18 protein-coding genes are annotated in these 20,256 nt (G+C 61.4%); 12 read left to right on the top strand and 6 right to left on the bottom strand.

Annotated features, from left to right (window positions below; all coding sequences use genetic code 11):
* Nucleotides 1-386 precede the first annotated feature (386 nt).
* Both LOY70_RS03500 and LOY70_RS03495 read right to left on the bottom strand, forming a co-directional pair.
* On the bottom strand, nucleotides 387-1,880 hold the full coding sequence (locus tag LOY70_RS03500) for a CoA-acylating methylmalonate-semialdehyde dehydrogenase (protein WP_025211667.1): 1,494 nt from the start codon (nucleotides 1,878-1,880) through the stop codon (nucleotides 387-389).
* Nucleotides 1,881-1,952: 72 nt separating this feature from the next.
* Nucleotides 1,953-3,302, bottom strand: a complete 1,350-nt coding sequence (locus LOY70_RS03495) for an aspartate aminotransferase family protein (protein WP_265033348.1) — start codon at nucleotides 3,300-3,302, stop codon at nucleotides 1,953-1,955.
* Nucleotides 3,303-3,424: 122 nt separating this feature from the next.
* On the opposite strand from LOY70_RS03495, the gene LOY70_RS03490 reads away from it, so the two are divergent.
* From LOY70_RS03490 to LOY70_RS03465, 6 genes are all read left to right on the top strand, one after another.
* Entirely contained in the window at nucleotides 3,425-4,345 is a 921-nt protein-coding gene (locus LOY70_RS03490) for a LysR family transcriptional regulator (protein WP_025211665.1), read from the top strand.
* Nucleotides 4,346-4,473: 128 nt separating this feature from the next.
* Nucleotides 4,474-5,124, top strand: coding sequence for a TetR/AcrR family transcriptional regulator (locus LOY70_RS03485; RefSeq protein ID WP_123345002.1), 651 nt, complete (start codon nucleotides 4,474-4,476; stop codon nucleotides 5,122-5,124).
* Between the two features lie 7 nt (nucleotides 5,125-5,131).
* Nucleotides 5,132-5,713: an IMPACT family protein gene (locus tag LOY70_RS03480; protein ID WP_265033345.1), complete on the top strand. Its 582-nt coding sequence runs from the start codon at nucleotides 5,132-5,134 to the stop codon at nucleotides 5,711-5,713.
* A 533-nt stretch (nucleotides 5,714-6,246) separates the two neighbouring features.
* Nucleotides 6,247-7,800, top strand: a complete 1,554-nt coding sequence (locus tag LOY70_RS03475) for an ABC transporter ATP-binding protein (protein WP_265033343.1) — start codon at nucleotides 6,247-6,249, stop codon at nucleotides 7,798-7,800.
* Between the two features lie 12 nt (nucleotides 7,801-7,812).
* Entirely contained in the window at nucleotides 7,813-8,919 is a 1,107-nt protein-coding gene (locus LOY70_RS03470) for an ABC transporter permease (protein WP_265033341.1), read from the top strand.
* A complete protein-coding gene (locus tag LOY70_RS03465) occupies nucleotides 8,919-9,845 on the top strand; it encodes an ABC transporter permease (protein ID WP_265033339.1) in 927 nt (308 codons plus the stop codon). The genes LOY70_RS03470 and LOY70_RS03465 overlap by 1 nt, the downstream gene beginning before the upstream one ends.
* A 76-nt stretch (nucleotides 9,846-9,921) precedes the next feature.
* On the opposite strand, the gene LOY70_RS03460 is transcribed toward LOY70_RS03465, so the two are convergent.
* Nucleotides 9,922-10,350, bottom strand: a complete 429-nt coding sequence (locus tag LOY70_RS03460) for a hypothetical protein (protein WP_265033337.1) — start codon at nucleotides 10,348-10,350, stop codon at nucleotides 9,922-9,924.
* An 80-nt stretch (nucleotides 10,351-10,430) separates the two neighbouring features.
* On the opposite strand from LOY70_RS03460, the gene LOY70_RS03455 reads away from it, so the two are divergent.
* The 3 genes from LOY70_RS03455 to LOY70_RS03440 all read left to right on the top strand — a co-directional run bounded on the left by LOY70_RS03455 (nucleotide 10,431) and on the right by LOY70_RS03440 (nucleotide 13,100).
* Nucleotides 10,431-10,781, top strand: a complete 351-nt coding sequence (locus LOY70_RS03455) for a MerR family transcriptional regulator (protein WP_123345008.1) — start codon at nucleotides 10,431-10,433, stop codon at nucleotides 10,779-10,781.
* A 24-nt stretch (nucleotides 10,782-10,805) separates the two neighbouring features.
* Complete coding sequence (locus LOY70_RS03450) at nucleotides 10,806-11,492, top strand: SDR family oxidoreductase (protein WP_265033335.1); 687 nt, start codon at nucleotides 10,806-10,808, stop codon at nucleotides 11,490-11,492.
* Nucleotides 11,493-11,741: 249 nt separating this feature from the next.
* Complete coding sequence (locus LOY70_RS03440) at nucleotides 11,742-13,100, top strand: 8-oxoguanine deaminase (protein ID WP_265033334.1); 1,359 nt, start codon at nucleotides 11,742-11,744, stop codon at nucleotides 13,098-13,100.
* 124 nt (nucleotides 13,101-13,224) lie between these two features.
* On the opposite strand, the gene LOY70_RS03435 is transcribed toward LOY70_RS03440, so the two are convergent.
* Nucleotides 13,225-14,316, bottom strand: a complete 1,092-nt coding sequence (locus LOY70_RS03435) for a calcium:proton antiporter (RefSeq protein ID WP_265033332.1) — start codon at nucleotides 14,314-14,316, stop codon at nucleotides 13,225-13,227.
* A gap of 290 nt (nucleotides 14,317-14,606) precedes the next feature.
* On the opposite strand from LOY70_RS03435, the gene LOY70_RS03430 reads away from it, so the two are divergent.
* From LOY70_RS03430 to LOY70_RS03420, 3 genes are all read left to right on the top strand, one after another.
* Complete coding sequence (locus LOY70_RS03430; RefSeq protein ID WP_265033330.1) at nucleotides 14,607-15,689, top strand: BMP family ABC transporter substrate-binding protein; 1,083 nt, start codon at nucleotides 14,607-14,609, stop codon at nucleotides 15,687-15,689.
* Nucleotides 15,690-15,835: 146 nt separating this feature from the next.
* On the top strand, nucleotides 15,836-16,801 hold the full coding sequence (locus tag LOY70_RS03425) for a 2-oxoglutarate and iron-dependent oxygenase domain-containing protein (RefSeq protein WP_265033329.1): 966 nt from the start codon (nucleotides 15,836-15,838) through the stop codon (nucleotides 16,799-16,801).
* 82 nt (nucleotides 16,802-16,883) lie between these two features.
* On the top strand, nucleotides 16,884-17,837 hold the full coding sequence (locus LOY70_RS03420; RefSeq protein ID WP_003197486.1) for an adenosine deaminase: 954 nt from the start codon (nucleotides 16,884-16,886) through the stop codon (nucleotides 17,835-17,837).
* 119 nt (nucleotides 17,838-17,956) lie between these two features.
* Here LOY70_RS03420 and LOY70_RS03415 read toward each other — a convergent pair whose 3' ends face one another.
* Both LOY70_RS03415 and LOY70_RS03410 read right to left on the bottom strand, forming a co-directional pair.
* Nucleotides 17,957-19,339 carry an MFS transporter gene (locus LOY70_RS03415; RefSeq protein WP_265033325.1) on the bottom strand — a complete coding sequence of 461 codons (1,383 nt, stop codon included), beginning with the start codon at nucleotides 19,337-19,339 and terminating at the stop codon, nucleotides 17,957-17,959.
* A gap of 98 nt (nucleotides 19,340-19,437) precedes the next feature.
* Nucleotides 19,438-20,169 carry an ArsR/SmtB family transcription factor gene (locus LOY70_RS03410; protein ID WP_265033323.1) on the bottom strand — a complete coding sequence of 244 codons (732 nt, stop codon included), beginning with the start codon at nucleotides 20,167-20,169 and terminating at the stop codon, nucleotides 19,438-19,440.
* Nucleotides 20,170-20,256: the final 87 nt, after the last annotated feature.

Below are 20,256 nucleotides of genomic sequence, written 5' to 3'. Positions count from 1 at the left end.
GTCAAGCGGTTATTTTCAACAACTTCAACCACTTGCGCTTCCGAACTCTCGTTAGCGGGAGGCGAATTCTACAGCGTTACTCGCTGCTGTCAACACCTCTTTTTCTCCGCTTTCGACCGAGAAGATCGAATCGTCAATAAGGCCAAACAAACCACCTTATCAACTGCTTCCCAGGCTTCGATGAACTGAAGCCCGACACTTTCAAAACAAGGATAACTCATTGAATATCAAGGAGTTTTCCGTTTCGACTGCGCCGGAAGTGGGGCGAATTATAGACGTCCAGAATCTGCCGTCAACAGCTATTTTCATAATTCTGTCACATCGATCAAAAAGCCCCGCAAACATAGAGGCCGGCACCTGACGGCGCCGGCCTCTTCTCTGACCGATTACAAGCTGGGGAACGCGAACTGTGAAGCCTCATGGCTGGCACGCTGCGGCCAGCGCTGGGTAATCGCCTTGCGCCGAGTATAGAAACGCACACCGTCCGGGCCATAGGCGTGCAGGTCGCCGAACAGCGAACGCTTCCAGCCGCCAAAGCTGTGATAGGCCACAGGCACCGGCAATGGAACGTTGACGCCCACCATGCCAACCTCGATCTCATCGCAGAACAACCGCGCCGCTTCGCCATCACGAGTGAAGATGCAGGTGCCGTTGCCGTACTCGTGATCGTTGATCAGTTGCATCGCCTCTTCCAGGCTGTTGACCCGAACGATGCACAGTACCGGCCCAAAGATCTCTTCTTTATAGATGCGCATCTCGGGTGTCACGCGATCGAACAGGCAACCACCAAGGAAGAAGCCCTCTTCATGCCCCGCGACACTCAAGCCGCGACCATCGACCACCAGCGAAGCCCCCGCCGCGACACCGTCTTCTATATAGCCACTGACCTTGTCCCGATGCTGCCCCGTCACGAGCGGTCCCATATCCAGCCCGCAAGACGTACCGGCACCGATCTTCAGCGCCTTGATCTGCGGCACCAACTTGGCCACCAACGCGTCCGCCACTTGGTCGCCGACACACACCGCCACGGAAATCGCCATGCAACGCTCACCGCACGAACCGTACGCCGCGCCCATCAGTGCGCTGACAGCATTGTCCAGGTCCGCATCGGGCATCAGCACCGCATGGTTCTTCGCCCCACCGAGTGCCTGGACGCGTTTGCCGCGCCGGGTGCCCTCGGCATAGATGTATTCGGCAATCGGCGTCGAACCGACAAAACTCAGTGCCTTCACTTCCGGCGCTTCGATCAGCGCGTCCACGGCCGCCTTGTCGCCATGCACCACACTCAACACGCCCTTGGGCAAGCCGGCTTCCAGCAGCAATTGGGCGATCAGCAGTGTCGAACTCGGGTCGCGCTCGGACGGTTTGAGAATGAAGCAGTTACCGCAGACGATCGCCAGCGGATACATCCACAGCGGAACCATCGCCGGGAAGTTGAACGGTGTGATGCCCGCCACCACGCCCAAGGGTTGAAAGTCTGACCAGGCGTCGATGTTCGGTCCGACGTTGCGGCTGTACTCGCCCTTCAGAATCTCCGGCGCTGCACAGGCGAACTCGACATTTTCGATCCCGCGCTTGAGTTCACCCGCTGCGTCTTCCAGCGTCTTGCCGTGTTCTTCGCTGATCAATTGGGCGATGCGCGACTCGTTCTGCTCCAGCAATTGCTTGAAACGAAACATCACCTGCGCACGCTTGGCCGCCGGTGTGTTGCGCCAGGCCGGGAAAGCCGCCTTCGCCGCGTCGATGGCCTGCTGGATGGTCGCCCGATCAGCCAACGGCACCTTATGAATGGCTTGGCCAGTGGACGGGTTGAACACGTCAGCCGTGCGCGCGCTGTCGCTCAGCAGTTCGCCGTTGATCAAATGCGGAATGAGGCTCATGGGGACTCCAGAATTTATCCACAGGCGCCCATGACCGGACGCCCGTTATTGAAAGCTATATAGAGGAACGCGTCAGTCGAGCTTGTTCAGCACTTCACCAACTGCGTCGAACAGACGATCCAGATCCTGCGGCTTGCTGTTGAACGTCGGCCCGAACTGCAAGGTGTCGCCGCCAAACCGCACATAGAACCCGGCTTTCCACAACGCCATGCCGGCCTCGAACGGGCGCACGATGGCGTCACCGTCCCGCCCAGCGATCTGGATCGCCCCGGCCAGGCCATAGTTGCGAATGTCGATGACGTTCTTTGAGCCCTTCAAGCCGTGCAATGCATTCTCAAAATGTGGCGCGACCTCAGCCACGCTCTGCACCAGGTTTTCCTTTTGCAGCAAATCCAGCGCCGCCAGGCCAGCCGCGCACGCCACCGGGTGCGCCGAGTAGGTATAGCCATGGGGAAACTCAACTGCATACTCGGGTGTCGGCTGGTTCATGAACGTCTGGTAGATCTCGCTGCTGGCAATCACCGCGCCCATGGGGATCGCGCCATTGGTGACTTGCTTGGCAATGCACATCAGGTCCGGGATCACGCCAAAACTGTCGGCACCGAACATCGAACCGGTGCGACCGAAACCGGTGATCACTTCGTCGAACACCAGCAGGATGTTGTGCAGGTCGCAGATTTCCCGCAGGCGCTTGAGGTAACCCTCAGGCGGCACCAGCACACCGGCCGAGCCGGCCATCGGTTCGACGAATACGGCGGCGATGTTGGAGGCATCGTGCAGCTCGATCAGCTTCAGCAACTCATCGGCCAAGGCAATGCCACCCTCCTTCGGCATGCCACGGGAATAGGCATTGCTGGCCAGCAAGGTGTGAGGCAAGTGATCGACGTCCATCATCGCCTGGCCGAACAACTTGCGGTTACCGTTGACCCCGCCGAGGCTGGTGCCGGCAATGTTCACCCCGTGATAACCACGGGCACGGCCGATCATCTTGGTCTTGGTCGCCTGGCCCTTGAGGCGCCAGTAGGCGCGGACCATTTTCACCGCGGTATCGGCGCACTCGGAACCGGAGTCGGTGAAGAACACGTGATTGAGGTTGCCTGGGGTCAGGTCGGTGATTTTCTCCGCCAGTTGGAACGACAGCGGATGGCCATACTGGAAACCCGGCGAGTAATCGAGGGTACCCAGTTGCTTGGCGACCGCTTCCTGGATTTCCTTGCGGGTGTGCCCGGCGCCGCATGTCCACAAGCCCGAGAGCGAGTCGTATACCTTGCGCCCCTTGTCATCCACCAGCCAACTGCCTTCGGCGGCGACGATCAGGCGCGGGTCGCGCTGGAAGTTGCGGTTGGCGGTATAGGGCATCCAGTGGGCGTCCAGCTTGAGCTGGCTGGCCAGGGAACCGGCGGCGTGTTCGGGCATGTTCATCGACAAAACCTCGCAGGACATAAGCGACAGGGAATCGAAAGCGTTCTTGCAGCTAAGTTGCCACGGCGATAAAGTCGATGAAATCCAACTTTTCTAACCTTCAGTCAGCGGATCACTAAACTATGAGCGCTCGTCGTCCCGATCCGCTGGCCCAGGTCAGCGACTTTGATATCCGCTTGCTACGCATTTTCCGCAGCGTGGTGGAGTGCGGTGGATTCTCCGCCGCCGAAACAGTGCTCGGCATCGGTCGCTCGGCCATCAGCCAGCAGATGAGCGACCTCGAACAGCGCCTTGGCCTGCGTCTGTGCCAGCGCGGACGGGCGGGGTTTTCCTTGACCGAAGAAGGGCGAGAGGTTTATCAATCGGCCTTGCAGCTATTGAGTGCGCTGGAAAGCTTTCGTACCGAGGTCAACGGCCTGCACCAGCATTTGCGCGGTGAACTGACCATCGGCCTGACCGACAATCTGGTCACCCTGCCTCACATGCGCATCACCCATGCACTGGCTCAATTGAAGGAGCGCGGACCCGACGTACAGATTCAGATCCGCATGATCGCCCCCAACGAAGTCGAGCAAGGCGTGCTCGACGGTCGCCTGCATGTCGGCGTGGTCCCTCAGGCCAGCGCTCTTTCCGGACTGGAATATCAGCCGCTCTACAGCGAGCGGTCGCTGCTGTATTGCGCGGTAGGGCACCCGTTGTTTTACGTGGATGACCAGCAACTCGACGACGCGCGCCTCAATAGCCAGGACGCGATCGCGCCAACCTTCCGCCTGCCGGCCGACATCCAGGCCCACTACCAGGCACTCAATTGCACCGCCAGCGCCTCGGACCGCGAAGGCATGGCGTTCCTGATTCTCACCGGGCGCTACATTGGTTACCTGCCCGATCACTACGCCAGTCTCTGGGTCCAGCAAGGCCGGTTGCGCGCCTTGAAACCCACGGTGCGCTTCTATGACCTGAGCCTGGCCTCGGTCACCCGCAAGGGACGTCGGCCTCACCTGGTGCTGGAAAGTTTTCTCGAGAGCCTGGCGGCCACCCGCTGATCCCACATTGGTCGAGGTTGGCCTGGTCATCGGCGGAGGTCTTTTTAGTGTGATGGCACTTGTCGGATTGATGCCGGTGCGCTATCAACGCAGTTGCTTGCCCCACAGACCCAGCCCCGGAAACGTCCATGACCTTTGAAGTCCCAGCCCACGGTGGCAAGCCCACCAGTCGCATTCGTCAAAAGAACGAAGAGACCATCCTCAAGGCCGCCGAAGACGAGTTCGCCCGTCATGGGTTCAAAGGCACCAGCATGAATGCCATCGCCCTGAAGGCCGGGCTGCCCAAGGCGAACCTGCACTATTACTTCACCAACAAGCTCGGGTTGTATGTGGCGGTGCTGAGCAACATCATCGAATTGTGGGACAGCACCTTCAATACCCTCACCGCCGAGGATGATCCGGCCGAAGCCCTGACCCGCTACATCCGCGCCAAGATGGAGTTTTCCCGTCGCCAGCCCCAGGCGTCGCGGCTGTTCGCCATGGAGGTGATCAGCGGTGGCGAATGCCTGACCGAGTACTTCAACCAGGACTATCGCGCCTGGTTCAATGGCCGTGCCGCCGTGTTCCAGGCCTGGATCGACGCGGGCAAGATGGACCCGGTCGACCCGGTGCATCTCATCTTCCTGCTCTGGGGCAGTACCCAGCATTACGCCGACTTCGCCACCCAGATCTGTCGCGTGACCGGTCGCAGCAAGTTGACCAAGCAGGACATGATCGATGCCGGCGACAACCTGACCCACATCATCCTCAAGGGCTGCGGCCTGACACCTGCTTTCTAAGACGCCCATGCCCTTTACCCTTGCCGGCTTTTGCGAATACCGTGAAGACATTCGCAAAAGCCGCTTCATCACCTTCGCCGCCCCCATCACCAGCGCCGCCGATGCCCAGGCTTTTATCGAACAGCACAGCGACCTGAATGCCTCGCACAATTGCTGGGCCTGGAAACTCGGCGATCAATACCGCAGCAACGACGATGGCGAGCCGGGCGGCACCGCCGGACGCCCGATCCTGGCAGCCATCGAAGCACAAGCCTGCGATCAGGTCGCGGTACTGGTGATCCGCTGGTACGGCGGCATTCAACTGGGCACCGGCGGGCTGGCCCGGGCCTATGGTGGCGGCGCGAACAAGTGCCTGCAAAACGCCGACAAAATTGAATTGATCAGCCGCGTGGCGCTGCGCTGTACCTGCGCGTTCGCGGAACTGCCACTGGTGAAATTGCGGGTCGCTGAATGCGGCGGCCTGGTGAATGAAGAGCGCTTTACCGCCAATGGCGTCGACTTGCAGATCGCCGTGGGCGAGGCGCAGATCGAAACACTACGAAAGCAATTGGCCGACCTGAGCCGCGGACGGATTCTGTTAGCGCGTTGAGTCGAAGGCCTGCAACCTTTGAGAGCACGCGCAAACGTGCAACTTGCCCACATCCACTGTGCACCTGCTTGTGGATAACCTGAGCACATCCCTCTGTAACCCTTCTGTCATGCGGGTTTGGGAGGGTTGCTCATTTTTCAGCCAACCGCGCATCCAACCGATAAATCCATCAACAAAACAATCGCTTGGACGGTTTATCACCTTTAGAAGAAAGCCACCCAGTGCTTATGCCCGAGTGTTCAGCTTGCGCACAATAACTGTGGAGCAATCTGTGGATAACCCGTTCATGGCTCTCGCGGCCCTAAGAAGGGCATGGCTCGCAGCTGCTTGCTCATTTTTTAACCACCTATTTCAGGGCAAGCCAGAGCCTCGATGACCGCGCGCGCCCCAAGCTGGTGCAGGATGACGCCTAGGTGAAAGTGCCCAGGCTACATGCCGAGGGCCTGACATTCGGGGTTTACGCAAAATCCTGACCTAGTGGCCAGGAAATTGCTTTATCCACCGGCACTCCTGTTCATCGACCCGAGTCCGTCATGTCCGACCCCGATTCCGTCCCACGCCTGCAGTTGCGCAAGATCAGCAAACGCTACCCAGGCTGCCTGGCCAACGACGCCATCGACCTGAGCATCCAGCCCGGAGAGATCCACGCCCTGCTCGGGGAAAACGGTGCGGGCAAAAGCACCCTGATGAAGATTATCTACGGCGTCACCCCGGCTGATTCGGGCGAAGTGATCTGGCAGGGTCAGCGGATCAGCCTTCGCAATCCAGCCCAGGCCCGCAGCCTGGGGATCGGCATGGTGTTCCAGCATTTCTCGTTGTTCGAAACCCTAACCGTTGCGCAGAACATTGCCCTGGCGATGGGTGCGGCGGCCGGTACGCCGGCTCACCTGGAACCCAGGATCCGTGAAGTTTCCCGCCGCTACGGCATGGCGCTGGAACCGCAGCGGTTGGTCCACAGCCTGTCGATTGGCGAGCGGCAGCGGGTCGAGATCATTCGCTGCCTGATGCAAGACATTCGACTGCTGATTCTTGATGAACCCACCTCGGTGCTCACCCCCCAGGAAGCCGACGACCTGTTCGTGACCCTGCGCCGCCTGGCAAGCGAAGGCTGCAGTATTTTGTTTATCAGCCACAAGTTGGCCGAGGTTCGGGCGTTGTGTCACAGCGCCACGGTGCTGCGTGGCGGGCGGGTGTCGGGGCACTGCACACCGGCACAATGCTCGGACCGAGAATTGGCGCAGTTGATGGTCGGTGAGACCGCGGGACTGATCACCGACTATCCCAAGGTCAGCGCAGACAAAGCGTTCCTGCAGATCAACAAACTGTCATGGCACAACCCGGACCCGTTCGGCTGCTCGCTGCGGGATATCGACCTGGAGGTGCGCAGCGGCGAAATCGTCGGCGTCGCCGGCGTGGCGGGTAACGGCCAGGACGAGTGGCTGGCGTTGCTCAGCGGAGAAACGCAACTTCCCCGCCAGCAAGGCGAAACCATCCGATTCGACGGGCAACCGGTGGCTCATCTGCGCCCCGATGCCCGTCGCCGGCTCGGGCTGGCCTTCGTACCCGCCGAACGCCTGGGTCACGGTGCCGTGCCGCAATTGAGCCTGGCGGACAATGCCTTGCTCAGTGCCTTCCAGCAGTGTCTGGTCAGCCATGGATTGATTCGACGCCGTAAAGTCGAGCGCCTGGCCGAAGAGATCATCCGCCGCTTTGGCGTGAAGACACCGGACACCCAAACCCCGGCGCGCAGCCTTTCGGGGGGCAACCTGCAGAAATTCATTCTCGGCCGGGAGATCCTTCAGCAACCGAAGCTGCTGGTGGCTGCCCACCCGACCTGGGGCGTGGATGTCGGCGCGGCGGCGACCATTCATCGCGCCTTGATCGCCCTGCGCGATGCCGGCGCGGCGATCCTGGTGATCTCCGAAGACCTCGACGAACTGTTCCAAATCAGCGACCGCCTCGCAGCGTTGTGCGCTGGGCGGCTGTCGGTCTTGAAACCCACGGTCGAGACCCGACTCAGTGACGTTGGCGGCTGGATGGCCGGCCAGTTCGACACACCCCCATCCCCCGCCCCCGCATCGGTTTAACGGAGTTCTTTCATGCTGCTTTCTCTCGAACCTCGTGGCCAGCAATCACGCCTGATGCTCTGGTGCTCACCACTGCTGGCGGCGGTATTGACCCTGGGCTGCGGCTCGCTGCTCTTTATCGCCTTGGGTCATGACCCGTTGCAAACGTTGTACACCTTGTTGATCGCGCCGATCAGCGACCTGTACGGGGTGTCCGAGTGGCTGGTCAAGACCTTGCCGATCCTGCTCTGCGCCCTCGGTCTGGCCGTGGCCTATCAGGCGCGAATCTGGAACATCGGCGCCGAAGGCCAACTGCTGTTGGGTGCCCTGGCCGGCAGCGCTCTCGCCGTGAACATCATCGGTGTGCAAAGCCGCTGGGCGCTGGTCCTGATCCTGCTGACCGGGACCCTGGCCGGTGCGGCCTGGGCCGGACTCACGGCGTGGCTACGCACGCGCTTCAATGCCAATGAAATCCTCACCAGCATCATGCTCAACTACATCGCCCTGAACTTGCTGCTGTTTTGCGTTCATGGGCCGTTGAAGGACCCGGCGGGTTTCAACTTTCCGGAATCGGCGATGTTCGGCGAGGCCAGTCGCCTGCCGTTGCTGCTGGAAGATGGGCGGGTCCATGCGGGGCTGTACTTCGCCTTGCTGGCGCTGGTAGCGGTGTGGGTCTTGCTGCAGAAAAGTTTTGTCGGTTTTCAAATCAAAGTGCTGGGCCTGGATGCACGCGCCGCCGGTTTCGCCGGGTTTCGCCAGAAGCCGCTGGTATGGTTGGCGCTGTTGATCAGCGGGGCGCTGGCCGGGCTGGCCGGCGTCTGCGAAGTGACCGGGCCGATCGGCCAACTGGTGCCGCAGGTGTCGCCGGGCTATGGCTATGCGGCGATAACCGTGGCGTTCCTGGGCCGCCTCAATCCCATCGGCATTCTGTTTTCCAGCCTATTGATGGCGTTGCTGTACATCGGCGGCGAGAGCGCGCAGATGTCGCTGAACCTGCCCCAGGCGATCACCCAACTGTTCCAGGGAATGATGCTGTTTTTCCTGCTGGCCTGCGACGTACTGATCCTGTACCGGCCACGCCTGAACCTGCGCTGGACCCGGCGCACCCGGACCACCGCCGTACAGGCAGGAGCGCTGTAATGGATATCGACTTGTTGAGTAACATTTTCTACGCCATGGTCCGCTGCGGCACACCCCTGCTGCTGGTGGCCCTGGGTGAATTGGTCTGCGAGAAAAGCGGCGTCCTGAACCTGGGCCAGGAAGGCATGATGCTGTTCGGCGCGGTGATCGGTTTTATCGTCGCGTTCAACAGCGGCAACCTGTGGCTGGGGGTGCTGTTGGCAATGGCCGCCGGGATGCTGCTGTCGGCGCTGTTCGCATTGGTGGCGCTGGTGTTCAACGCCAATCAGGTGGCCACCGGGTTGGCCCTGACGATTTTCGGCGTGGGCCTGTCGAGCTTTGTCGGGGCGCCCTGGGTCGGCAAGCCGCTGGCGGGGTTCGAGCCGCTGGCGATTCCCTACTTGAGTGACATCCCGCTGATCGGGCGGATGCTGTTTGCCCAGGACTTGCTGGTTTACCTGTCCTTCGCGCTGTTTGCCCTGGTGGCGTGGGTGATCATGAAAAGCCGCGCCGGGCTGATCATCCAGGCCGTCGGCGAAAACCCCGACGCCGCCAGTGCCATGGGCCTGCCGGTGTTACGGGTGCGAACCCTAGCGGTGCTGTTCGGCGGCGCCATGGCCGGGTTGGCCGGTGCTTACCTGTCGTTGGCCTACACGCCGATGTGGGCCGAGAACATGAGCGCCGGGCGCGGCTGGATCGCCCTGGCCCTGGTGGTGTTCGCCAGTTGGCGGGTCTGGCGCCTGCTGCTGGGCGCCTACCTGTTCGGCCTCGCCAGCATCCTGCACCTGGTGGCCCAGGGCTTGGGGCTGGCGATTCCATCGAGTTTGCTGGCAATGCTGCCGTATGCCGCGACCATCGTGGTGCTGGTGCTGCTGTCCCGGGATGCCGTGCGCACCCGGTTGTATGCGCCGGTGTCACTGGGGCAGCCTTGGCAGGCGGGGCATTGAGATAGACCGTGGCGCACCTATCGCGAGCAAGCTCGCTCCCACACTAGACCAGGTGAACACTGAGTTCAGGTTTGACTCAGGCCCCTAGTGGGAGCGAGCGTGCTCGCGATGAGGCCCGGACAGGCAGCACCTGAACCAACCCCCACACCACCTCCAAAAACAGGAACACCCACAACACCGCACTGGCCCCATGAAGCAGCGCATACAGCTGCCAGGCCGCAAACAGAAACCGCCCCACCGCGTCATACCGTCCGTACAGCGGTTGTGGATCACGAATCCGCAGCACCGCCCACACGCAGACAATCGAACCCAGCAAATTCACCATCAGCAGATGCGCCGGCGCAAACGGCGGCAGTTCTCCGGGCAGGTCAAATAGCTGAGTCAGGCTCACCAACACACCGTGCAACGCCGCAAAGCTCCACGGCGTGGCCAGCACGGCCGACACGATAAGGTCGTACCAGGCGCTGCCGAGCACCACCCGGCGATATTGCATCGAAGTCCACATACACGTTGCTCCAGATAATTGGGGAGCGAAAAGGCTAAAGCCTGGGGTATGCTCCAAGGTCAAGCCCTCCGGAGTCGTCCATGCGTATCGGTGAATTAGCCCAAGCCTGCGCCGTCAGTCGAGACACCCTGCGCTTCTACGAGCAGCGGGGCCTGATCGCGGCAACGCGCAGTGCCAATGGCTATCGCGACTACCCCGCCGACGTGGTCCAACTGGTGCTCTATATCAAGACCGCCCAGCGCCTGGGCTTTACCCTGGGCGAGATCGGCGCGAGCGTCGCCGCCCTGTGGAACGCCCCCGACCCCGACTGCGCGGTGACGCAATTGCTGCAAGACAAGTTGAACCTGATCGAAACCCGCATGAGCGAACTCGACGCGTTGCGTCACGAGCTGAAACAACGGCTCGGGCAACGTTGTCCATTAAATCCGTGACCTTTTTCACTCAAGGATGCCTTCATGAACTCGGCAAAAAACGCATTGATCATCGGCGCCTCCCGGGGCTTGGGCCTCGGTCTGGTAAAGACCCTGCTCAGCGACGGCTGGAACGTGACCGCCACCGTGCGCAATCCGCAGAACGCAGAGGCGTTGAAAACGCTGGGCCCGGTGCGGATCGAAAAGCTCGACATGGATGACCAGCAAGCTGTCATCGCCCTGAGCCAGCAGCTCAAGGGTGAGACCTTCGACCTGCTGTTCGTCAATGCCGGCGTCAAAGGCCCGGACAACCAGAGCCCGGGTGGCGCGACGCTGGCCGAGGTCGGCCAGTTGTTCTTCACCAACGCCGTGGCCCCGATCAACCTGGCCCAGCGCTTCGTCGGCCAGATCCGCGATGGCAGCGGCGTGCTGGCGTTCATGAGCTCGGTGCTCGGCAGCGTGACCATGCCCGACGCCCCGGAACTCGCGCTGTACAAGGCAAGCAAGGCTGCGCTCAACTCCATGACCAACAGTTTCGTCAGCCAACTGGACGGGCAGACGTTGACAGTACTGTCGCTGCACCCGGGCTGGGTCAAGACGGACATGGGCGGTGAAGGGGCGGACATTGATGTCGAGACCAGTACCCGTGGGTTGATTGACCAGGTCAACGCCTTCGCCGGCAAGGGCGGGCATCACTTCGTCAACTACAAAGGCGAAACGATTCCCTGGTAAAGCACCATTGCTCCTGTGGGAGCGGGCTTGCTCGCGAAAGCGGTATATCAGTCGACATCAATGTTGAATGACAGTCCGCCTTCGCGAGCAAGCCCGCTCCCACATTTGGATCTCGGCAGCCCCTGGAAATCTGCAACACAACCTGAGTAAACTCCATCCCTCGCCCTATCCAACGGGCGACCCTGGATCAGCAGACAGGGCATCACTGAGCTGGCTAACCTGAACCCACTTTCAGAGGAGCCGGCCACCATGCCTGCGACCCGTACCTGGTTAAAAAATCCCCTCGCCATTTTCACCGCCAACGACCTCGATGCCCGTGGTGGTCTCGTCCTGCAGGACGGTGTGATCGTCGAACTGCTGAGCGCCGGCCAACAACCCGCCCAGCCCTGCGACCACATCTTCGACGCGCGCGAACATGTGATCCTGCCGGGGTTGATCAACACCCACCATCACTTTTATCAAACCCTGACCCGGGCCTGGGCACCGGTGGTGAACCAGCCGCTGTTTCCGTGGCTGAAAACCCTCTACCCGGTCTGGGCACGACTGACCCCGGAAAAGCTCGCCCTGGCGAGCAAAGTGGCGCTGGCCGAGCTGCTGCTATCGGGTTGCACCACGGCGGCCGACCATCATTACCTGTTTCCCGAAGGCCTGGAAAATGCCATCGACGTGCAGGTGCACAGCGTTCGTGAGCTAGGCATGCGCGCGATGCTGACCCGCGGTTCCATGAGCCTGGGCGAAGCCGACGGAGGCTTGCCGCCACAGCAGACCGTGCAGCAGGGCCAAGTGATTCTCGACGACAGCCAGCGCTTGATCAGCCAGTACCACGAGCGCGGTGACGGCGCCCGGATCCAGATTGCCCTGGCGCCCTGCTCACCTTTTTCGGTCACGCCCGAGATCATGCAGGCCAGCGCCGAGCTGGCGGAGCAACTCGACGTGCGCCTGCACACGCACCTGGCCGAAACCCTCGATGAAGAGGACTTTTGCCTGCAACGCTTCGGCCTGCGCACTGTGGATTACCTGGACAGCGTCGGCTGGCTCGGCCCACGCACCTGGCTGGCCCATGGGATTCATTTCAACCCGGATGAAATCGCCCGCCTCGGCGCCGCCGGCACCGGCATTTGCCATTGCCCCAGCTCCAACATGCGCCTGGCCTCGGGTATCTGCCCGACCCTGGACCTGACCGCCGCCGGCGCACCGCTGGGCTTGGGCGTGGACGGTTCGGCCTCCAACGACGCCTCGAACATGATCCTCGAAACCCGCCAGGCGCTGTACATTCAACGCCTGCGCTATGGCGCGCAAGCGATCACGCCGGAGCGCGTACTGGGCTGGGCGACCCGGGGTTCGGCACAGTTGCTGGGGCGCAACGACATCGGTGAGCTGGCAGTGGGCAAGCAGGCTGACCTGGCGCTGTTCAAGCTCGATGAGCTGCGCTTCTCCGGCAGCCACGACCCGATCTCGGCCCTGCTGTTGTGCGGCGCGGACCGGGCGGATCGGGTGATGATCGGCGGGCAATGGCGAGTGATCGACGGGCAGGTCGAGGGGTTGGACTTGAAAGGTCTGATTGCCAATCACAGCCAGGCGGCGCGGGAATTGATCGCCGGAGCCTGATCCAACCCAAATCCCCTGTGGGAGCGAGCTTGCTCGCGATAGCGCCAGATCAGTCAACATTGATGTTGAATGGCTGGCCGCCATCGCGAGCAAGCTCGCTCCCACAATGGTTGTTGTATTGGGCCTAGAGTCCCAGCAACGACAACATGATAAACGTCGCGAACAACACAAAGTGGGTCATGCCTTCGATGGCGTTGGTTTCGCCATCGTTAAGGTTAATGGCGCTGACGATCAGGGTGATGAAGATCATCACCGTCTGCACCGGGGTCATTGCCATCTGGAACGGCTGGCCAGTGTAGAGGGCCATGGCTTCCATCACCGGCACCGTCAGGATCACGGTCGATAGCGAAGCCCCCAGCGCGATGTTCACCACCGACTGCATGCGATTGGCCAGGGCGGCGCGCAGGGCGGTGAGGATTTCCGGGGCGGCAGAGATGGCGGCCACCAGGATCGCCGTGACCACCGGCGGCGCCCCCGAGCCTTCCAGGCCCAGGTCGATGGCCTTGGACATGACCTCGGCCAGGGCACCGATCACCACCACGCCAAACACCAGCGCACTGATTGAGAACGTCAGGCTGATGGGTTTCGGCTCGTTTTCCACCGGTTCTTTCTTGCGGCGTTTTTCCGGGTAGCTGTAGCTGAAAAAATAGCTGTGAGGCCCTACCTGCATGCGCAGGAACAAGGTGTACAACACGATCATCGCGCCGATGGTAAAGGCCGAATACATTTTCCAGTTCTGCTGGGGGATGAACTCCGGCACCACCATCGATACACCCATGGCGGTGAGGATCATCACGCTGTAGGTGCGCGCCGAATCGTCGTTGTAGGCCTGCTCGCCATGCTTGATCCCGCCCATCAGCGCCGCCAGCCCGAGGATGCCGTTGATGTCAAGCATCACCGCCGAGTAGATCGTGTCCCGCACCAGTGTCGACGACGCTTCGTTGCTCATCATGATCGCCAGGATCACCACTTCCACCAGCACCGCCGACAGGGTCAGGATCATCGTGCCGTAGGGGTCACCGACCTTTTCCGCCAACAACTCGGCGTGATGGGCCACGCGCATGGAGGCCGCGACGATGAAGCCGATCAGCACCAAGCCGCTGACCAACGCCACCCACTGCCCATTGCCTAACAGCCAGTGTTCCAGCGGGTAGGCAATAAATGCGGCGATCAGCGCCAGCAACAGCAGTTTTTCTTGCTTGATCAAATTGAGCATCGCGGGCCTGTCACCGTGGGCGGGGTCATGAGCTACAGACTGTAGGAGGTGGCGAACGTTTCGTTCGGTGTGATGCACCAGACGGCGGCGAGTGGGTGGCAGGCGCACCTTAATCGATCTCAGGGGCCTCATCGCGAGCTAGCTCGCTCCACAGGTTGTGCATTCCTTTGTGGGAGCGAGCTTGCTCGCGATGGCTGTCCCGAAAAGATCGCAGATTTTGTTGTCCTGTTGGTCAGCATTTTGCATCAGTGCCGTACAGCCAACCTCACAACAAAATGGAGTTCGAGTTCATGCACAAACGCCCCTTGAAGAAGTTGCTTTGCGCCGTCGTCGCAGCCGTCGGCCTGGGTGCCGGCCTGAATGCAAGTGCCGCCGACCCGCTGAAGGTCGGCTTCGTCTACATCGGCCCGATCGGCGACCACGGCTGGACCTATCAGCACGAACAGGGGCGCAAGGAACTGACGGCGAAACTCGGCGACCGGATCACCACCAACTACGTGGAAAACGTGCCAGAAGGGGCGGACGCCGAGCGAGTGATCCGCAACATGGCCAAGGACAACTACGACCTGATCTTCACCACCTCCTTCGGCTACATGAACCCCACGCTGAAAGTCGCCAAGCAATTTCCCAAGGTGACTTTCGAACACGCCACCGGCTACAAACAGGACAAGAACCTGGGCACCTACCTGGCTCGCACCTACGAGGGCCGTTACGTTGGCGGTTTCCTCGCGGCCAAGATGACCAAGACCAAGAAGATCGGCTACGTCGCGTCTTTCCCGATCCCTGAAGTCATCCGCGACATCAACGCCATCCAACTGGCCCTGAACAAGTACAACCCAGGCACTGAGATCAAAGTGGTGTGGGTCAACTCCTGGTTCGACCCGGGCAAGGAAGCCGACGCCGCCAATGCGCTGATCGACCAAGGCGTAGACGTGGTGTTCCAGCACACTGACAGCCCGGCGCCGATCCAGGCCGCCGAGCGACGCGGCGTCTACGCGGTCGGCTACGCTTCGGACATGGCCCACTTCGGTCCCAAGGCCGTGCTGACGTCCATCGTCAATGACTGGGGCCCGCATTACATCCAAGCGACCCAAAGCGTGCTCGACCACAACTGGAAATCCCAGGATTACTGGGGCGGCCTGAAGGAAGGCACGGTGAAACTGCCGATCAGCGACCTGGTGCCAGCAGCGGTCAAGGGCGAAGCCGAGCAGATCATCGCCGACATCGAGAGCGGCGCGTTCCATCCGTTCACCGGGCCGATCAAGGACCAGGCCGGGGTCGAGAAAATTCCGGCGGGCACGAGCGCCACCAACGCGGAACTGGCGTCGATGAATTACTACGTCGAAGGCATGAAGGCTGAGATTCCCAAATAGTCCCCATACCCAACCCAAAACCTATTGTGGGAGCGAGCTTGCTCGCGATTGCGGACTGACATTCAATATCTGTATTGGCTGACCCACCGCGATCGCGAGCAAGCTCGCTCCCACATGGGGCGCCTATTTCAAGCCAGGAAAGCCACATGAACAGCCTGCCCATCATCGACATCAGCCCCCTCTACACCGAGGATTCCAACGCCTGGCAAGCCGTCGCCGAGCAGATCGACCATGCCTGCCGCCAATGGGGCTTTTTCTACATCAAAGGTCATCCCATCAACGCCGCGCGTATCGCCGAAGTCCTGGACTACGCCCAACGCTTCTTCGCCCTGCCCGCCGAAGCGAAACTCAAGATCGACATCACCCAAACCCGCCACCACCGCGGCTACGGCGCCGTCGCCACTGAACAACTGGACCCGACCAAGCCCAGCGATCTGAAGGAAACCTTCGACATGGGCCTGCACCTGCCGGCCGATCATCCCGAAGTACTCGCGGAAAAACCGCTGCGCGGCCCTAACCGGCACCCGAACCTGAGCGGCTGGGAAAGCTTGATGGAGCAGCACTACCGCGACATGCAGGCACTTGCCCAAACCCTGCTACGCGCCATGACATTGGCCCTTGGCATCGAACCAGACTTTTTCGACACCCGCTTCAACGAGCCGGTCAGCGTGCTGCGCCTGATCCACTACCCGCCACGCCAGACCGCCAGTAGCGCCGAGCAGCAAGGGGCTGGCGCCCACACGGATTACGGTTGCATCACCCTGCTCTACCAGGACGCCGCCGGTGGTTTGCAAGTGCGCAACGTCAACGGCCAATGGATCGATGCGCCGCCCATCGACGGCACATTCGTGGTCAATCTTGGCGACATGATGGCGCGCTGGAGCAACGACCGTTACCTGTCCACGCCGCATCGGGTGATCAGCCCGTTGGGAGTGGACCGTTATTCGATGCCATTCTTTGCCGAGCCGCACCCCGACACGCTGATCGAGTGCCTGCCCGGTTGCCAGGATGAGCGCCATCCGCCGAAGTATCCGACCACCACGTGCGCCGAATTCCTGCTGTCACGCTTCGCCGACACCTATGCTTACCGGCGGGAGCCGCAAGCGCTGTAGTGGATCAGCCGGTCAGGTTTTACCAGACATTGCGGCCAGCCCCTGTAGAATGCCGTCATTGATTCGCTGATGAGAAAAGACCATGTACGACTGGCTGAACGCCCTGCCCAAGGCTGAATTGCACCTGCACCTGGAAGGTTCGCTGGAGCCCGAGCTGCTGTTCGCCCTGGCCGAACGCAACAAGATCGCCCTGCCATGGAGCGATGTGGACACCCTGCGCAAGGCCTATGCCTTCAACAATCTGCAGGAGTTCCTCGACCTGTATTACCAGGGCGCCGATGTACTGCGCACCTCGCAGGATTTCTACGACCTGACCTGGGCCTACCTGTTGCGTTGCAAGGCGCAGAACGTGATCCACACCGAGCCGTTCTTCGATCCGCAGACCCACACCGACCGTGGCATCCCGTTCGAAGTGGTGCTCAACGGCATCGCCGCCGCCCTCAAGGACGGTGAGCAGCAACTGGGTATCACCAGTGGCCTGATCCTGAGTTTCCTGCGCCACCTGAGCGAAGAACAGGCCGAGAAAACCCTCGACCAGGCGCTGCCGTTCCGCGAAGCCTTCGTGGCCGTGGGCCTGGACAGTTCGGAGATGGGCCATCCACCGAGCAAGTTCCAGCGGGTCTTCGACCGCGCGCGCAACGAAGGCTTCCTGACCGTCGCCCACGCCGGTGAAGAAGGTCCACCCGAGTACATTTGGGAGGCCCTGGACCTGCTGAAAATCCAGCGCATCGACCACGGCGTGCGGGCCATCGAAGATGAGCGGCTGATGCAACGGATCATCGACGAGCAGATTCCGTTGACGGTCTGCCCATTGTCCAACACCAAGCTGTGCGTGTTCGACGACATGTCACAGCACAACATCCTCGACATGCTCGAGCGCGGCGTGAAAGTGACGGTGAATTCCGATGACCCGGCGTACTTCGGCGGCTACGTCACCGAAAACTTCCACGCGCTGTACACCCACCTGGGCATGACCCAGGACCAGGCCAAGCGTCTGGCGCAGAACAGCCTGGATGCGCGGCTGGTAAAACCTTAAGCCTGATGACCAACCCTGTGGGAGCGAGCTTGCTCGCGATGGCGGTGTATCAGTCGACATTAATGTTGGATGCCGGACCGCTATCGCGAGCAAGCTCGCTCCCACAAGGGGGATAGTGTCTAGTCGGCAGCGTTCGCTTCGCTCAACTCCTCCAGCGTCTTGCCCCGGGTTTCCATCCCGAACAACCACACCACCCCCGCCGCCACAGCGAAGCACAGCGCGCCCAGGGCAAATACGCCGCCCTGCCCGGTGATGGGGAACACCAGCCCGGTCACCAATGGCCCGAGCAGCGAACCGATGCGACCAACCGCCGAGGCAAAACCAGAGCCCGTGGCGCGTGCCGAGGTGGGGTACAGCTCCGGCGTGTAGGTGTAGAGCACCGCCCACATGCCGAACAGGAAAAACTGCATCAGCAACCCGCTGCCAATCAGCAGGCTGACGTTGCCACCAAACACCGCGCTCTGACCATAAAGAAACGCCATCACCCCGCCGCCCAGCAGCGTGATAATGCACACCGGCTTACGCCCCCAACGCTCCACCAACCAGGCCGCCATCAGGAAACCGGGAATTCCGCCCAAGGAAATCAGCACGGTGTAATACACCGACTGAGTCACGGCGAACCCCGACTGCTGCAACAACGCGCTGAGCCAGGACGTCAGGCCATAGAACCCGAGCAAGGCAAAGAACCAGACACTCCAGATCATCATCGTGCGCTGGCGATACAGCGGCGACCAGATTTGCGCCAAGGCCGAAAAGAAGCTGCCCGGCGTACTCGCCACCCTCGGCAGGCGGATCGGCTCCGGCAGGTCTCGACGCCCCAGCGAGGCCCGGACCTTGTCTTCGATTCGCGTGAGCACCGCATCCGCTTCGTCACCTCGTCCGGCTTGTTCCAGCCAGCGCGGCGACTCGGGGATAAAGAAACGAATCGCCAGGACAAACACCGCCGGCACCGCCAGCACCAAAAAGATGTCACGCCAGCCAATCACCGGCAGCAGGAAATACGACAAGATGCCCGCCGCCACGAACCCCAGGGGCCAGAAGCCGTCCATCAGCGCAATGTAGCGACCTCGACGCTTGGCCGGGATCAGCTCCGAGAGCATCGACTGGGCAATCGGAAACTCCATGCCCATGCCAATACCCAACAGGATGCGAAACAGCGTCAACGTCTCGACGTCCTGGGCGGTGGAGCACAAGTAACTGGCGATGCCCCACAACACGATGCTCCACTGGAACACCGGTTTGCGCCCGAAGCGATCAGCCAGCATGCCCGACAGCGACGCGCCCACCACCATGCCAAAGAAACTGGAGCTGGCGAGCAAACCGGCCTGGGCTGTGCTCAGGCCAAACTCGGTTTTGATCGACCCCAGCAGGAACGTCATCATCGCCAGGTCCATGGAGTCGAAGAAAAACGCCAGGGCAATGATGATAAAAATGACCCGGTGATAGCCGCTGATGGGCAGCCGCTCCAAACGTTCCGCCGCGCTGTAGCCTTGAATGTTCATGCCGCATCCCCCCCGATCCGATTAATTCCCCCGGCCGAGTGTGCGCGAACCTTGCAGGTGGCTATTGCTGGATACGACCTGGCGAAAGCCCTGAGCGACTAGGCCATCTCCAAAGCATCCGCCCTGGCGAACCGATGGATTTCCTGCTGGCCGAGTACCGTCACTTGCAAGGCCCGCGAGTCGTTGGGCAGGCTCAGCCAACCGGACTGCATGAACAGTTGCAACAACGCCGCCCCCAGCGCCCCGCCCATGTGTGGACGACGCTCGCTCCAGTCTGGACAGGCGCAGGCAATGCGGGCGTTGCGATGGGCCAACGCCTGGATGAACAGACCGTGTCCGGCCAACTGGTTAGCGCCTTTATGGGTGACGACCACCCGCTGGTCGCACTGTTCGATCCACCCGGCATCCAGCAGTCGCTGATACAGATCAGCCGCCAGGGTACCGCCCAGGTGGTCATCGCAGAGCCTGGCCCGCATCAATGAGGCGGGGGCCGACGGCGCCTTGGCAGGCAGGATGCCGCGCTTGAAAACCTCCGGAATCTGCCGGGGCGTGCTGACCAGGGTCGCGCTGGCCAGCGCCTCGACAGCGGCACCGATCTCGGGCGCGGCCAGGCGGAAAAACCGTTTGCGGCCCCGGGCTTCGACTTTCAACAGGCCTCCGGCGGACAGGCGTCCCAGATGAGCACTGGCCGAGGACGGCGACAGCCCGGCCAGTAACGCCAACTCTTCAGCCTGCCGGGCCGTGCCGTCCATCAAGGCCCACATCATTGCGCTACGCTTGGGGTCGGCCAGCAGCGTGGCGATCTGGCTGATGCAAGGTGCATGTTCCATGTATTCACTCCCTGTTGAATCATTCGTCTACTGCTCTGGCGCGTATTGACCCGCAAGGGGGTCGCCCAAAGCGGCCCAACCGCTGCA

This window comes from Pseudomonas sp. B21-054, assembly GCF_026016345.1.
In the GTDB taxonomy this organism is placed as follows: Bacteria; Pseudomonadota; Gammaproteobacteria; order Pseudomonadales; family Pseudomonadaceae; genus Aquipseudomonas.
This window is presented reverse-complemented; position numbering and strand designations above follow the sequence as displayed.

Bases quoted from the DNA above. Each gene is read 5' to 3' on its own strand.
- LOY70_RS03455 (WP_123345008.1), top strand. From the start codon at position 10,431: ATGCGTATCGGTGAATTAGCCCAAGCCTGCGCCGTCAGTCGAGACACC.
- LOY70_RS03485 (WP_123345002.1), top strand. From the start codon at position 4,474: ATGACCTTTGAAGTCCCAGCCCACGGTGGCAAGCCCACCAGTCGCATT.
- LOY70_RS03465 (WP_265033339.1), top strand. From the start codon at position 8,919: ATGGATATCGACTTGTTGAGTAACATTTTCTACGCCATGGTCCGCTGC.
- LOY70_RS03480 (WP_265033345.1), top strand. From the start codon at position 5,132: ATGCCCTTTACCCTTGCCGGCTTTTGCGAATACCGTGAAGACATTCGC.
- LOY70_RS03460 (WP_265033337.1), bottom strand. From the start codon at position 10,350: ATGTGGACTTCGATGCAATATCGCCGGGTGGTGCTCGGCAGCGCCTGG.
- LOY70_RS03420 (WP_003197486.1), top strand. From the start codon at position 16,884: ATGTACGACTGGCTGAACGCCCTGCCCAAGGCTGAATTGCACCTGCAC.
- LOY70_RS03430 (WP_265033330.1), top strand. From the start codon at position 14,607: ATGCACAAACGCCCCTTGAAGAAGTTGCTTTGCGCCGTCGTCGCAGCC.
- LOY70_RS03490 (WP_025211665.1), top strand. From the start codon at position 3,425: ATGAGCGCTCGTCGTCCCGATCCGCTGGCCCAGGTCAGCGACTTTGAT.
- LOY70_RS03435 (WP_265033332.1), bottom strand. From the start codon at position 14,316: ATGCTCAATTTGATCAAGCAAGAAAAACTGCTGTTGCTGGCGCTGATC.
- LOY70_RS03475 (WP_265033343.1), top strand. From the start codon at position 6,247: ATGTCCGACCCCGATTCCGTCCCACGCCTGCAGTTGCGCAAGATCAGC.
- LOY70_RS03440 (WP_265033334.1), top strand. From the start codon at position 11,742: ATGCCTGCGACCCGTACCTGGTTAAAAAATCCCCTCGCCATTTTCACC.
- LOY70_RS03415 (WP_265033325.1), bottom strand. From the start codon at position 19,339: ATGAACATTCAAGGCTACAGCGCGGCGGAACGTTTGGAGCGGCTGCCC.
- LOY70_RS03500 (WP_025211667.1), bottom strand. From the start codon at position 1,880: ATGAGCCTCATTCCGCATTTGATCAACGGCGAACTGCTGAGCGACAGC.
- LOY70_RS03470 (WP_265033341.1), top strand. From the start codon at position 7,813: ATGCTGCTTTCTCTCGAACCTCGTGGCCAGCAATCACGCCTGATGCTC.
- LOY70_RS03425 (WP_265033329.1), top strand. From the start codon at position 15,836: ATGAACAGCCTGCCCATCATCGACATCAGCCCCCTCTACACCGAGGAT.
- LOY70_RS03410 (WP_265033323.1), bottom strand. From the start codon at position 20,169: ATGGAACATGCACCTTGCATCAGCCAGATCGCCACGCTGCTGGCCGAC.
- LOY70_RS03450 (WP_265033335.1), top strand. From the start codon at position 10,806: ATGAACTCGGCAAAAAACGCATTGATCATCGGCGCCTCCCGGGGCTTG.
- LOY70_RS03495 (WP_265033348.1), bottom strand. From the start codon at position 3,302: ATGAACATGCCCGAACACGCCGCCGGTTCCCTGGCCAGCCAGCTCAAG.